This is a genomic window from Streptomyces sp. NPDC016851 (genome assembly GCF_055562795.1).
Map to the genome: position 1 here is coordinate 52,175 of NZ_JBVHEP010000014.1, position 11,595 is coordinate 63,769.

Annotated in this window: 14 protein-coding genes; 9 read left to right on the top strand and 5 right to left on the bottom strand. The window is 73.4% G+C overall.

Annotated features, from left to right (window positions below; genetic code table 11):
- Positions 1-49 precede the first annotated feature (49 nt).
- Complete coding sequence (locus tag ACZ3I3_RS22720) at positions 50-694, bottom strand: phosphoribosyltransferase (protein ID WP_467367761.1); 645 nt, start codon at positions 692-694, stop codon at positions 50-52.
- A 273-nt stretch (positions 695-967) separates the two neighbouring features.
- Here ACZ3I3_RS22720 and ACZ3I3_RS22725 point away from each other — a divergent pair, with 273 nt between their 5' ends.
- Together ACZ3I3_RS22725 and ACZ3I3_RS22730 are read left to right on the top strand one after the other, a co-directional pair.
- Positions 968-2,212 carry a polysaccharide pyruvyl transferase family protein gene (locus tag ACZ3I3_RS22725; RefSeq protein ID WP_467367763.1) on the top strand — a complete coding sequence of 415 codons (1,245 nt, stop codon included), beginning with the start codon at positions 968-970 and terminating at the stop codon, positions 2,210-2,212.
- Between the two features lie 36 nt (positions 2,213-2,248).
- Positions 2,249-3,688 carry an FAD-dependent oxidoreductase gene (locus ACZ3I3_RS22730; RefSeq protein ID WP_467367765.1) on the top strand — a complete coding sequence of 480 codons (1,440 nt, stop codon included), beginning with the start codon at positions 2,249-2,251 and terminating at the stop codon, positions 3,686-3,688.
- A 12-nt stretch (positions 3,689-3,700) separates the two neighbouring features.
- On the opposite strand, the gene ACZ3I3_RS22735 is transcribed toward ACZ3I3_RS22730, so the two are convergent.
- On the bottom strand, positions 3,701-4,357 hold the full coding sequence (locus ACZ3I3_RS22735; protein ID WP_467367766.1) for a dienelactone hydrolase family protein: 657 nt from the start codon (positions 4,355-4,357) through the stop codon (positions 3,701-3,703).
- A gap of 146 nt (positions 4,358-4,503) precedes the next feature.
- Here ACZ3I3_RS22735 and ACZ3I3_RS22740 point away from each other — a divergent pair, with 146 nt between their 5' ends.
- Genes ACZ3I3_RS22740 through ACZ3I3_RS22755 form a run of 4 tightly spaced genes read left to right on the top strand, consistent with a single transcriptional unit; the run spans position 4,504 to position 7,798 of the window.
- Complete coding sequence (locus ACZ3I3_RS22740; protein ID WP_467367768.1) at positions 4,504-5,484, top strand: GlxA family transcriptional regulator; 981 nt, start codon at positions 4,504-4,506, stop codon at positions 5,482-5,484.
- A gap of 60 nt (positions 5,485-5,544) precedes the next feature.
- On the top strand, positions 5,545-6,147 hold the full coding sequence (locus ACZ3I3_RS22745) for a DJ-1/PfpI family protein (protein ID WP_467367770.1): 603 nt from the start codon (positions 5,545-5,547) through the stop codon (positions 6,145-6,147).
- 55 nt (positions 6,148-6,202) lie between these two features.
- Positions 6,203-6,658 carry an archease gene (locus ACZ3I3_RS22750; protein WP_467367772.1) on the top strand — a complete coding sequence of 152 codons (456 nt, stop codon included), beginning with the start codon at positions 6,203-6,205 and terminating at the stop codon, positions 6,656-6,658.
- Positions 6,659-6,691: 33 nt separating this feature from the next.
- On the top strand, positions 6,692-7,798 hold the full coding sequence (locus ACZ3I3_RS22755; RefSeq protein WP_467367774.1) for a CapA family protein: 1,107 nt from the start codon (positions 6,692-6,694) through the stop codon (positions 7,796-7,798).
- A gap of 30 nt (positions 7,799-7,828) precedes the next feature.
- Here the strand turns inward: ACZ3I3_RS22755 and ACZ3I3_RS22760 are convergent, their stop codons facing one another.
- On the bottom strand, positions 7,829-8,848 hold the full coding sequence (locus tag ACZ3I3_RS22760) for a sigma-70 family RNA polymerase sigma factor (RefSeq protein WP_467367776.1): 1,020 nt from the start codon (positions 8,846-8,848) through the stop codon (positions 7,829-7,831).
- A 115-nt stretch (positions 8,849-8,963) separates the two neighbouring features.
- Here ACZ3I3_RS22760 and ACZ3I3_RS22765 point away from each other — a divergent pair, with 115 nt between their 5' ends.
- A complete protein-coding gene (locus tag ACZ3I3_RS22765; RefSeq protein WP_467367777.1) occupies positions 8,964-9,416 on the top strand; it encodes a YbhB/YbcL family Raf kinase inhibitor-like protein in 453 nt (150 codons plus the stop codon).
- An 88-nt stretch (positions 9,417-9,504) separates the two neighbouring features.
- Here the strand turns inward: ACZ3I3_RS22765 and ACZ3I3_RS22770 are convergent, their stop codons facing one another.
- Positions 9,505-9,933, bottom strand: coding sequence for a VOC family protein (locus tag ACZ3I3_RS22770; RefSeq protein WP_467367779.1), 429 nt, complete (start codon positions 9,931-9,933; stop codon positions 9,505-9,507).
- Positions 9,934-10,202: 269 nt separating this feature from the next.
- Between ACZ3I3_RS22770 and ACZ3I3_RS22775 the strand changes: the two genes are divergently transcribed.
- Together ACZ3I3_RS22775 and ACZ3I3_RS22780 are read left to right on the top strand one after the other, a co-directional pair.
- Positions 10,203-10,577, top strand: a complete 375-nt coding sequence (locus ACZ3I3_RS22775; protein ID WP_467367780.1) for an SH3 domain-containing protein — start codon at positions 10,203-10,205, stop codon at positions 10,575-10,577.
- Between the two features lie 55 nt (positions 10,578-10,632).
- Complete coding sequence (locus ACZ3I3_RS22780; protein ID WP_467367782.1) at positions 10,633-11,007, top strand: peptidase M23; 375 nt, start codon at positions 10,633-10,635, stop codon at positions 11,005-11,007.
- Positions 11,008-11,069: 62 nt separating this feature from the next.
- On the opposite strand, the gene ACZ3I3_RS22785 is transcribed toward ACZ3I3_RS22780, so the two are convergent.
- The gene (locus ACZ3I3_RS22785; protein WP_467367784.1) at positions 11,070-11,519 is read right to left on the bottom strand and encodes a hypothetical protein; all 450 of its coding nucleotides are present in this window, start codon (positions 11,517-11,519) and stop codon (positions 11,070-11,072) included.
- Positions 11,520-11,595: the final 76 nt, after the last annotated feature.

Below are 11,595 nucleotides of genomic sequence, written 5' to 3' on the forward strand. Positions count from 1 at the left end.
GTTGTCCGTCGTGGCTGGTTTTCGCCACACCTGTCAGATGAACAATCGATCACAGTTGCGCGTGCAGCGCCTCCAGGACGTCCTGGTCCGTCAGCTGGTCGAAGTTCTCGTACCAGAGGCCCACGGCCATGAACGCGGCCGGCTGGTAGAGGCAGATCACCTCGTCGGCCTCGGCGCGCATCAGCTCGGCCGCCTCCGGGGAGCACACCGGCGCGGCCAGCACCACCCGTTCGGGCGCCTGGCGGCGGACGAATCGCAGCGCGGCCCGGGCCGTGGAACCGGTCGCCAGCCCGTCGTCGACCACGATCACGGTGCGTCCGCGCAGGTCGGGTGCGGGACGGCCCTGCCTGTACAGCGCCTCGCGGCGGCGCAGCTCCGCGCGTTCCCGCTCGATGACGGGCGCGAGGGCGGCCTCCCGCAGGCCCAGGTGGCGCATGGCGTCCTCGTCGAGGAGCGGCACCTCGTCCCCGGCCATCGCGCCGACGCCGAACTCCTCCTGGGAAGGCGCCCCGATCTTCCGTACGACCAGGACGTCGAGCGGGGCGTCCAGCGCCGCGGCGACCTCGCGCGCCACGGCGACCCCACCGCGGGGCAGGGCGAGGACGAGGGAGTCGGGCAGCGCCCCCTCGCTCTGCCGGGTGCGCAGCGTTTCGGCCAGTTCCCCGCCGGCCTGCCGACGATCACGGAACCGCATGACGGTCACCTCTGCTTCCCGCGCGGAGAGGACCCTTCGCCGGTCCGGCTCCCGCGTACCCCCCGCCCACCGGACAATGCACACCTCGCCTACCGGACAATGCGCACCTTCCGGACCTCCGTCACACTCGGAACGCGGGGTGTTTCCGGCGGTGCGGCGCAGGCAACCCGTGCCCCTGCGGCACGGATCGCACGCACGGGCACGGCCCTCCCCGCACCACCGGCGCAGCGCACCGGTCCACCGAGCAGACTCCGACGCGACGGGAGCACCCGGATGACCACGGCCCCTTCCCATCCGCAGCCCGCCCGGCCAGGCCCGCGCATCGGCGTGCTGGGTTCGTACGGCGGCTTCAACATCGGCGACGAGTCGATCCTGACCTGTGTCCTGCGCTGTCTGCGCACCCAGCGGCCCGAGGCCCGGCTGGTCGTCTTCAGCCGGAACGCCGAGCACACCCGGGCCCATCACCCGGGCGCCGACGAGGTCGTGGACTGGGAGGGCGTCAGCCGCAACCACGTCCTGGACGCCCTGGCCTCGCTGGACGTGCTGGTCCTGGGCGGCGGCGGGCTCCTCTTCGACGGCGAGGCGCGCCGCTATCTGCGCCTGGTCCGGGCCGCCCAGGAGCGCGGCATCCGCACGTTCGCCTACGCCATCGGCGCCGGTCCGCTGCGCGAGGCCGACGACCGGGAGGCCGTGCGCACGGTGCTGGCCGACATGGACGACGTCGTGGTGCGCGACGAGGAGTCCAAGCTGGTGCTGGAGGAGGTCGGTGTCGAACGCGACGTCGTCGTCACCGCCGACCCGGCCCTGCTCCTGGAGCCGGAGCCGTTCACCGACGAGATGATGCGCCACGAGGGCGTGCCCACCGACTCGCGTCTGGTGGGGATGTCGGTCCGGGAGCCGGGCCGGGCGGCCGAGAAGCTGGACGAGGGCGACTACCACGCGCTGCTCGCCGACGTCGCCGACTTCCTCGTCCGCCGGCTGGACGCGCACGTGGTGTTCCTGCCGATGGAGCGGCACGACGTGCGGCACGCGCACGCCGTGCTGTCCCACATGACCGCTCCCGACAAGGGGCGGATCCTGCACGGCGCGTACAGCCCGGGGCAGGTGCTCGGCTTCATGCGCCACCTGGACCTGGCGGTCGGCATGCGCCTGCACTTCGTGATCTTCGCGGCGCTGTCCGGGCTGCCGGTGCTGCCGCTGCCCTACTCCGGCAAGGTCTTCGACTTCGCACGCCGGATGGGCGCTCCGGCCCTGGTGGGCGTGGCGCGGGAGCAGGCCGGGCTGCTGCTGGCGGAGGTGGACCGGCTGTGGGACGAGTACCCGCAGCGCCGGGAGGAGCTGCACTCCCGCGTCCGGGAGCTGTCCACGCAGGCCCTGGAGACGTGCGCACGCTGCGGACTGCTGCTGGACGAGGTCGACGGCGGGCCGGAGGAGGCCGTCGGCAGCGCTCCCCTCCTGGACACGCGGGCAGAACCACCGCACCCGCCCACCGCCGAACCCCGTCCGCTGGGCGTGTGACGCCGACGCCGAGGCCCCGCCCGCTGGAGGACACCGATGCCGATCCTTCAAGAACCGCGCGAGCCCCGCACCGTCACCCTGCCCGAACGGCCCGCCCAGCACGGCGGCCGGACGCAGGTCCTGGTGGTCGGCGGCGGCCCGGCCGGGTTCGCCGCGGCGGTCGCGGCGGCCGACGCCGGGGCCGAGGTCGTCCTGGTGGAGCGCTACGGGTTCCTCGGCGGCAACGCGACCGCGGCGCTGGTCATGCCGCTGATGTCGTTCCACAACGAGCACAAGCAGGCCACGTTCACCGAGTCCGGGGACGAGGCCCGGCTGCTGCCCACCGACCACGGCGAGGGCGAGCCGGTCGTCCAGGGCGTGCTGTGGCAGCTGCTGGACCGGCTCATGGGCCGTGGCGGCTGTCTGAAGCCCTCCCCCAGGACCGGGTACACGGTCCCCTTCGACCCGGAACTCTTCAAGCTGGTCCTGCTGGAGATGATGGACGAGGCGGGCGTGCGGATGCTGTTCCACGCCTTCGCCTCCACGGCGCTGCGCCTCGACGACGGCTGGCGGGTGGTGTTCGAGACCAAGTCGGGGCCTGTGGTGATCGACGCCGACGTCGTCGTGGACGGCACGGGCGACGGCGATGTCGCGGCGGCCTGCGGGGCGCCGTACGAGATCGGCCGGCCGGAGGACGGGCTGGTGCAGCCGATGACCCTGATGTTCCGGGTCGCGGACTTCGCCCGGCCGGACTTCGCGGCGTACGTGCGGGAGCACCCCGACCAGTGGCGCGGGGTGCACGGCCTGTGGGACCTGGTCGAGGAGGCCCGGGCGGACGGTGATCTGCGGCTGCCGCGCGAGGACATCCTGTTCTTCGCGACGCCGCATCCGCGCGAGGTCAGCGTCAACAGCACCCGCGTGAACAGGGTGCTCGGCACCAGCGTGTGGGACCTGACCCGGGCCGAGTACACCGCCCGGCGCCAGCTCGCGGAGATCGACCGCTTCCTGCGCACCCGCGTGCCCGGCTTCGAGGAGTCGTACGTGGTGCAGAGCGGCACGCACATCGGCGTCCGGGAGACCCGGCGCGTCGTCGGCGACTACCACCTCACCGGCCACGACATCCTGGCCGCTCGCCGCTTCCCGGACGTCGTCGCGCACGGCGCCTACCCGGTCGACATCCACAACCCCCGCGGCTCCGGGACGGTCCTGAAGCGGGTGCCCGCGGGCAGCTTCTACGACATCCCGCTGCGCTGTCTCGTGCCGCAGGGCACGGAGCGGCTGCTGGTGGCGGGCCGCTGCATCTCGGGGACGCACGTGGCGCACTCGTCGTACCGGGTCATGCCGATCGCGATGGCGACCGGGCAGGCGGCGGGGGTGTGCGCCGCGCTGACCGTGCGTCACGGGCACGGGCCGCGGGGTGTGCCGTACCGGCTCGTGCAGCGTGAACTGCTGCGGCAGGGCGCGCGGTTGCGCATCGACCTGCCGGTGAGCGGCTGACGCGGGCCGCCGTCAGCCCGCCGCGGTCCTCAGCTGGTCGTGGCACCACTGCCGGGCCACCTCGGTGACCTGGTCGAGCGTGCCCGGCTCCTCGAACAGGTGCGTGGCGCCGGGCACCACGTGGAGGGTGTGCGGGACGTGCAGCCGCCGGGCCGCTTCCTCGTTGAGCCCCAGCACGTGCCTGTCCCGGCCGCCCACGATCAGCAGCACCGGCGCCCGGACGGCCTCCAGGGCGTCGCCGGCCAGGTCGGGCCGCCCTCCGCGCGAGACGACCCCGGGCACCCGATCGGGCCGTTCGGCGGCGGCGACCAGGGCCGCGCCCGCGCCGGTGCTGGCGCCGAACAGGACGACGGGCAGGCCCCGGGTGCCGGGCGACCGTGCCAGCCAGTCGATGGCGGCCACCAGCCGGCGGCCCAGCAGGGGGATGTCGAAGCGGAGTTCGGCGGTGCGGAGGTCCAGCCGTTCCTCCTCCTCGGTGAGCAGGTCGATCAGCAGGGTGCCGAGCCCGGCGGTGCGCAGGCCGGCGGCGACCTCGCGGTTGCGGGGGCTGTGCCGGGAGCTGCCGCTGCCGTGCGCGAACAGCACGACCGCGCGGGCGGCCGGCGGCACGGTCAGATCGCCGGTGAGCGCGGCGCCGCCGACGGGCACGGTGACCGTCTGGGAGATCATCGCGGGCCTCCTGTCCCCCGGTTCGCTCGTCCTGCCGCCCGCCTACCCACCCTGGGGCGGCCGTCCCGCCTCACCGTCCCGCATGGCGCGATCCGTGGGGTGCGTGTCGTTGACGCCATGCCCGGGGCCGGAGGAGCGTGGAGAGCATGACGTCCCGCCGTATCGTCTTCGTCGTCTTCGACGGCTTCCAGCCGCTCGACCTCACCGGCCCGCACGAGGTGTTCCACAGCGCGGGCGACGACTACGCCTGCGAGGTCGTAGCGCCCCGGGCGGGCCCGGTCAGGTCGGTCAGCGGGCTGCTGGTGCACGCCGGGCACGGCGTGGCGGACCTCGGCCCGGCCGGGATCGACACCCTTGTGGTGGTCGGCGGCCGGGGTGTCGACCGGGCCCGGCAGGACGAGGCGCTGGTCTCCTGGATCGCCGCCGCGGCGGTGGGTGCCCGGCGCGTGGCCTCGGTGTGCAGCGGAGTGTTCCTGCTGGGGGCGGCGGGGCTGCTGGACGGGCGCCGGGTCACCACGCACTGGGCCCGCGAGGAGCAGTTGGCCCGGGAGCACCCCGAGGTGCGGGTGGACTGCGAGCCGATCTTCGTCCGGGACGGGCCGGTGTGGACGTCGGCCGGTGTGACGGCCGGGATGGATCTGGCGCTCGCCCTGGTGGAGGACGATCTGGGCCGGGACGTGGCGCACGCGGTGGCCCGCCGGCTGGTGCTGTTCCTGCGCCGGCCGGGCGGCCAGTCGCAGTTCAGCGTGGCGTTGTGGTCGCGGCAGCCGGCGACGGACCCGGTGCGGGCCGCCGTCACCGCGATCCATGCCGATCCGGGCGCCCGGCACGACATCACCGGCCTCGCCGCGCACGCCGGGCTGAGTCCACGGCACCTCCAGCGCCGCTTCACCGCCGAACTGGGCGTGCCGCCGGCCGCGTACGTCGAGCGGGTGCGCGTCGAGGCGGCCCAGCGCGCCCTCACCGAGGGGGACGAACCGGTCGAGGCCATCGCCCGCCGCTACGGCTTCACCACCGCGGAGACCCTGCGCCGCACGTTCCACCGCCGGCTCGGCATCGCGCCGTCGGACTACCGCGCCCGCTTCCGCTCCACCGCGGAACCCGCCGACGAACACCACGTCTCGTAGGAACGCTCACCACGTCTCGCAGAAAAGCGCTCACCACGTCTCACAGAAAGGGGAACCCGTATGACGACATACGGCCTGCTGGTCTTCGAGGAAGCCGAGGAGCTCGACTTCGTGGGGCCCTGGGAGGTCTTCACGGTCTCCGCCATGCTCCGCGACGGCGCCGACTCGGCCGTGCTCGTCGCCGAGCACCCCGGCCCCGTGCGCTGCAACAAGGGCCTGCGCGTCCTGCCCGACCACACCCTCGACGACCACCCGCCGCTGGACGTGCTGCACGTGCCGGGCGGCCGGGGCGCGCGGGAGGCGCAGCTGCACAACCCGGTGGTCACCGACTGGATCGGGAAGACGGCGGAGCGAGCCGCGTGGGTGCACGGCGTGTGCACCGGCACGTTCCTGCTGCACGCCGCGGGTATCGCGCGCGGGCGGCGGGTGGCCACGCACTGGAGCCAGGAGGACACCCTCGAGGCGCGCGGCGACGTGACGGTCGTCCGGGACGTCCGCTACGTCGTGGACGGCAACCTGGTCACCAGCCAGGGCGTCTCGGCCGGTATCGACAGCGCGCTGTGGCTGGTGGGGCGGCTGCACGGCCGGGACCACGCGCGGGCGGTGCGGCGCTACATCCAGTACGACCCGGCACCGCCGTACCTCGCGGACGAGCCCGTCTGATCCATCGCCGGGCCGGTCGCTGCATGGGTGGGGCAGCCTCGGGCAGTCGATGTTCATGGGCGGTGACAGGGGCGACGACGGGCAGGGACGGCAGGCGGGCGAGTGCGGGCACCGGGCGGTGCCGCATCCGGAGAACATCCGGATCGAGGCGTGGGCGGCGTGCCGGGAGCACTGTCTGGCGGAGGCCGTCCTGGCGATGGTGGAGTGCTTCGCGGACGTCTCCGGGGTGCGTCCGACCGCCGTGGACCGGGTGCGGCTGACCGAGGCCAGCGACGACGACCTGCTCGCCTCTCTGCTGGACGAGATCATCTTCCGGCTGGAGGTGTACGGCCAGGTGCCGGTGGACGTGGAGGCGGACGAGGCCGACGGCGGGCTGGACGTACGGCTGGCGGTCACCGGCCTCGCGGACGTGGAGATCACCGGGGCGGTCCCGAGGGCGGTGGCGTGGGACGAGCTGCGGATCAGGCCGGGCCCGTACGGGTGGTCGTGCGCGGTGACGGTCGACGCCTGACCCCGCCGTCCGGGGTGCGCCTACCGTGGAGGGGTGGGCGGCGGCGTCGTGACGCTGTTCCTGTGCGGTGACGTGATGCTCGGGCGCGGCGTCGACCAGATTCTGGCGCACCCCGGTGATCCGGCACTGCGGGAGGCGTACGTCGAGGACGCGCGGTCCTACGTCCGGCTGGCGGAGTCGGCGCACGGCCCGGTGCCCGCGCCCGTCGGCCCGTCGTGGCCGTGGGGTGAGGCGCTGCGGGTGCTGGAGGAGGCCGCCCCGGACGCCCGGATCGTGAACCTGGAGACGTCGGTGACGTCCGCGGACACGTTCGCCCCGGACAAGGAGATCCACTACCGGATGCACCCGGCCAACCTGCCCGCCCTGGCCGTGGCCCGGCCCGACGTGACCGTCCTCGCCAACAACCACGTCCTGGACTTCGGCCGCCCCGGCCTGCTGGAGACGCTGGAGGCGCTGGCCCGGGCGGGTCTGCGGACGGCGGGTGCGGGACGTGACGCCGAGGAGGCGTGCGCCCCCGCCGCGGTTCCCCTCCCCGGTGGCCGCCGCCTGCTGGTCCTCGCCCTCGGCGCGCGCTCCAGCGGCATCCCGTCCGGCTGGGCGGCGACGGCGGACCGGCCCGGTGTGGCGTACGTGCCCGAGCTCTCGCCCGCCGCGGCCGACACCGTACTGCGGCACGTCCGGCGTACCCGCCGGGCCGGTGACCTGACGCTCGTGTCCGTGCACTGGGGCACGAACTGGGGGTTCCGCGTGCCCCGCGAACAGGTCCGTTTCGCGCACGCCCTGGTGGACGGCGGGGTCGACGTCGTCCACGGCCACTCCTCCCACCACCCCCGTCCGCTGGAGGTGTACCGGGACCGGCTGATCCTGTACGGCTGCGGCGACTTCATCGACGACTACGAGGGCATCACCGGCTACGAGGAGTACCGCGACGACCTGCGCCTCGCGTTCCTCGCCGCGGTCGAGGCGGACAGCGGACGACTTGCGGACCTGCGCATGGTCCCGCTCCGCGCCCGCCGGATGCGCCTGGAACCCGCGTCCCGCGAGGACCGCACATGGCTGCGGACGACACTCGACCGGGTCAGCGACGGGGTGACGGTGACAGCGGCACCGGACGGCTCGCTGACGCTGACGGGCGGGTGAACTGGCGTGCTGGGGTGGCTCGGCCGGACGTCAGCCCGCCCAGGCCATCAGGCGGTCACGGTTCTCCGGCGCCCGTAGGCGGGCGAGGGACTCCTTCTCCAGCTGGCGTACCCGTTCGCGGGTCAGGCCGACACGGCGGGCGACCTCGTCGCGGCTGCGGGTGTGGCCGTCGTGGAGGCCGAAGCGGAGGCTGAGGATCATGGCCTCGCGGGGCGCGAGCGTGCCGACGGCCTCGTGCAGTTCCTCGGCGAGGGCCTGGTACTCGGCGACCTCCGGGGCCTGGAGCACCTCGGTGTCGGGGATGAGGTCGCCGACGACGGTCTCGCCGGTCTCGTCCACGGGCGTGTCCAGGCTGACGGCCTGCCGGCCGACGCGGCGCAGCCAGCCGATCCGGTCGGCGGCGAGGCCGCTCTCGCGGGCCACTTCGTCGACGCTCGGTTCGCGGCCCAGGTCGAGCTGCAGCCGCCGTTCGATCTTGGCGACCTTCTGGAGCTGCTCGACGACGTGCATCGGCAGCCGTACGGTGCGCGCGTGCGCGGCCAGACCCCGCTCGATCGCCTGGCGGATCCACCAGGTCGCGTACGTGGAGAACTTGAATCCCTTGGTGTGGTCGAACTTCTCCACGGCACGGATCAGCCCCACGTTGCCCTCCTGGATGACGTCCAGCAGGGGCAGCCCTCGGTGGGCGTGCCGTTTGGCCATCGACACGACGAGCCGGAGGTTGGCCCGGACCATGTGGTCCTTGGCGGCCTGCCCGTCCCGTGCGGCCTCCTCCAGCTCTCCGCGCCGCTCGGGCGCGAGGTCGATCTCACCGGCGTCGGCCCGTTCCAGTTCCTCCAGCGCCCGCACTCCGGCCTGCATCCGCCGGGCGAGCAGGACCTCGTCCTCCGCCGTGAGCAGCGGTGTCGCCGCGATCTGCGTGAGGTACTGGCCGAGGAGGTCGGGCTCCTCGTCGGGCTCGGGGATGCGGTTGCGCAACCGTGCGGTGCGGGCGGGGGCGCGACGGTCCTCCCGGGGATGTGCCGCGGAGTCCTCTGCCAGGGGAGACATCCTCGTGATCCTCCGTCCCCTACCTCTTTCCGGCGCGTTCCGGACGGCTCACGGGTACCCGAGGCCATCGGTCCCGAACCGCATGTCCGGGTCCCGCGGGGGTACCCCGGGGCACATGACCGGCATCGCACTGCGCAGCAACGCGTTCAACGACCACTCCTTCATCGCGCGCCGGTACGCGTACGAGGGACCGAACGTCTCTCCGCCGCTGACCTGGAGCGGCGTACCGGACGACGCGGCCGAGCTGGTCCTGCTCTGCGAGGATCCCGACGCTCCGTCGGGCACCTTCGCGCACTGGGTCGTCGTCGGCATCGACCCGCACAGCGACGGCGTCGAGGCCGGGCACTGCCCGCCGGGCGGCACGGAACTCGTGAACGGCTACGGGCAGCGGGGCTGGGGCGGCCCGCACCCTCCGCCCGAGGACGACGCACACCACTATTTCTTCCGGCTCTACGCCCTGTCCGAGCCGTGCGTCCTGCCCGACGCGCCCCGCGCGGACCAAGTGCACGAGGAGGTCGAGAAGCGCCGCATCGCGGACGGCACGCTGGTGGGTCTCTACCAGCGCTGAGACGGCCCGCGCACCAGGAGGGCGCCTGAACCGGCCGGCCCCGGGCCGGGGCGTTCGCCGGCCGGCGAACGCCCCGGCCCGGGTCGGCTCAGATCGCCCCCGGCACGTCCTCAGTGACGCCGTTCAGCGGTGAGGACGGGTCCGCGCCGTACGGGCGGGTCATGATCTCCAGGCCGTGGCCCGCCGGGTCGAGGAAGTACACGCCCCGGCCGCCGTCATTGCGGTTGATCTTGCGCGGGTGGTTGCCGTGCGGGTCGGCCTGGATCGGGATCCGGGCCGCGACGAGCCGGGCGAGGGCTTCGTCGAACTCGTCCTCGGAGACGAGGAACGCGTAGTGCTGCATGGGGATGTCGGCGTCGATGGTGAGGAAGTCCAGTGTGACGCCGTTGGCGGTCGTCACCGGCAGGAACACCCCGGCCGGTGCCCCGACCTCCAGACCCAGGATCTCCGCGAGAAAGCGGGCGGACTTCTCCCGGTCACGGGACAGGACGATGGTGTGATTGAACTCGACAGACACGGTTGAATGCCTCCACGGGCATCTTCGCGGCGCCTCCATGCCTCACCCGGCCGGTGACCGACACGCGATGCCGCGCGGTGGATCGTAGACAGCGGCGGGCGTGGTCGTCGAGCGGTTTTCGGCCGTATCGCGCGGCTCGCCTCCGGAGGGCCAAGTACCGTCGCCCGTACCCCTGTTGTCCCGCGCGACCCTGACAATTGTCAGGGACCGCGTCGCCCCTGGTCTCCCTACAGTTCTGAGCGTCGGCCACACCTCAGGGGGAACTCGACATGTCCACTCGCATCTTCGCCAGGGCCGCGCTCGTCGGCGCCGGGGCGCTCGCACTGCTCGGCCCGCTCACCGCGGGGACCGCCGCCGCGTCCGCCGCCGGCGAGCAGGGCGGCGCCCGCGTCATGGCCGCGCCGTACGCGGTCGTGCCGTACGAGACCGTCAACGTCCGCTACGGCCCGGGCACGTCCCACGGAATCCTCGCCACCGTTCCGGCGGGCCAGCCGCTCGGCGCCTACTGCTGGACCCGCGGCGAGCGCATCACCGACAACGGCTACTCCAACGACGTCTGGGTGAAGCTCCTCGAGGGCTACGTCAGCGCCGTGTACCTCAAGGGCAACGAGTACGGCGACCTGCCGGCCTCGGCGCGCTGCTGACCCGGACCATGACCACGCCCGACCACACCACCAACGTCCTACGGGGGACAGACACATGAAGCGAATGATCAGCCGTACCGCCATGGGCCTCGCCGTGGCCGCGCTCGCCGTCGGCGGCCTCGCCACCACCGCCCAGGCGGCCCCGGCCGCTGCCAACGGCGGCGACCCGACCCTGACCGACGTCTACGTCTGGGCCACCGACGTCAACCTGCGCCAGCAGCCGACGTCCGACTCCCCTCGTCTCGCGGTCCGTTCGAAGTGGTGGGCGGACGCCGTGTGCCAGACGCAGGGCCAGACCGTGCACGACCCGGCCGTCGGCACCAACAACTGGTGGACGGCGGTCCAGGAGTTCGCCGGCAGTGACATCGCCTGGGTGAACAACCTGTACATCCGGGGCGGCCAGAAGATCGCCGGAGTCCCGGACTGCTGACGCAGCACGCGCCACAGGGGGCGGACCGGAGCACCGGCCGCCCCCTGTGGCGTGTGTGCGGCTCAGTACCAGCCGGTCTGGGTCAGGTCGTGGCCGTCGCACGAGAGCAGGGCACGCGAGACGCGGCCGTTGAGGTTGTTGCCCATCTGCGTGTAGGCGTAGGTGATGCCGGAGTCGACGGTCTCGGAGACCCAGCCGTCGACCCGCCCCACGCCGCTGTCGGAACGCTGGAGTACGGCGGCGCAGCCGGGCCGGGAGTTCTCGATCCGGGCGAAGGAGCCGCACTTGTCGGAGTAGAAGTACTTCAGGGCCATGCCTTCGGCGTACTTGGTGGCCCCGACCTGCCGGAACGTGCCCGAGCAGTAGTTCGTGGTGGGGTACTGCCCCTCGTTCCCGTAGGCCCCGTAGTTGCCGCCCGAGTGCGGCGCGGCGTGGGCGGCGGTCGGGAGGAGCGCCATCACCGCGGCGGCGCCTCCGGCGGCCAGCAGTGTCCTGAGCGATCGGCGGCTCATGAGCCCCCTCTTTCGTGTGTGTCGGCGGATGTCGTGGTCGTGCGCGGGCGGGCCGGCGGTCCGGCCGGCGCATCGC

Bases quoted from the DNA above. Each gene is read 5' to 3' on its own strand.
- ACZ3I3_RS22720 (WP_467367761.1), bottom strand. From the start codon at position 694: ATGCGGTTCCGTGATCGTCGGCAGGCCGGCGGGGAACTGGCCGAAACG.
- ACZ3I3_RS22725 (WP_467367763.1), top strand. From the start codon at position 968: ATGACCACGGCCCCTTCCCATCCGCAGCCCGCCCGGCCAGGCCCGCGC.
- ACZ3I3_RS22730 (WP_467367765.1), top strand. From the start codon at position 2,249: ATGCCGATCCTTCAAGAACCGCGCGAGCCCCGCACCGTCACCCTGCCC.
- ACZ3I3_RS22735 (WP_467367766.1), bottom strand. From the start codon at position 4,357: ATGATCTCCCAGACGGTCACCGTGCCCGTCGGCGGCGCCGCGCTCACC.
- ACZ3I3_RS22740 (WP_467367768.1), top strand. From the start codon at position 4,504: ATGACGTCCCGCCGTATCGTCTTCGTCGTCTTCGACGGCTTCCAGCCG.
- ACZ3I3_RS22745 (WP_467367770.1), top strand. From the start codon at position 5,545: ATGACGACATACGGCCTGCTGGTCTTCGAGGAAGCCGAGGAGCTCGAC.
- ACZ3I3_RS22750 (WP_467367772.1), top strand. From the start codon at position 6,203: ATGGGCGGTGACAGGGGCGACGACGGGCAGGGACGGCAGGCGGGCGAG.
- ACZ3I3_RS22760 (WP_467367776.1), bottom strand. From the start codon at position 8,848: ATGTCTCCCCTGGCAGAGGACTCCGCGGCACATCCCCGGGAGGACCGT.
- ACZ3I3_RS22765 (WP_467367777.1), top strand. From the start codon at position 8,964: ATGACCGGCATCGCACTGCGCAGCAACGCGTTCAACGACCACTCCTTC.
- ACZ3I3_RS22775 (WP_467367780.1), top strand. From the start codon at position 10,203: ATGTCCACTCGCATCTTCGCCAGGGCCGCGCTCGTCGGCGCCGGGGCG.
- ACZ3I3_RS22780 (WP_467367782.1), top strand. From the start codon at position 10,633: ATGAAGCGAATGATCAGCCGTACCGCCATGGGCCTCGCCGTGGCCGCG.
- ACZ3I3_RS22785 (WP_467367784.1), bottom strand. From the start codon at position 11,519: ATGAGCCGCCGATCGCTCAGGACACTGCTGGCCGCCGGAGGCGCCGCC.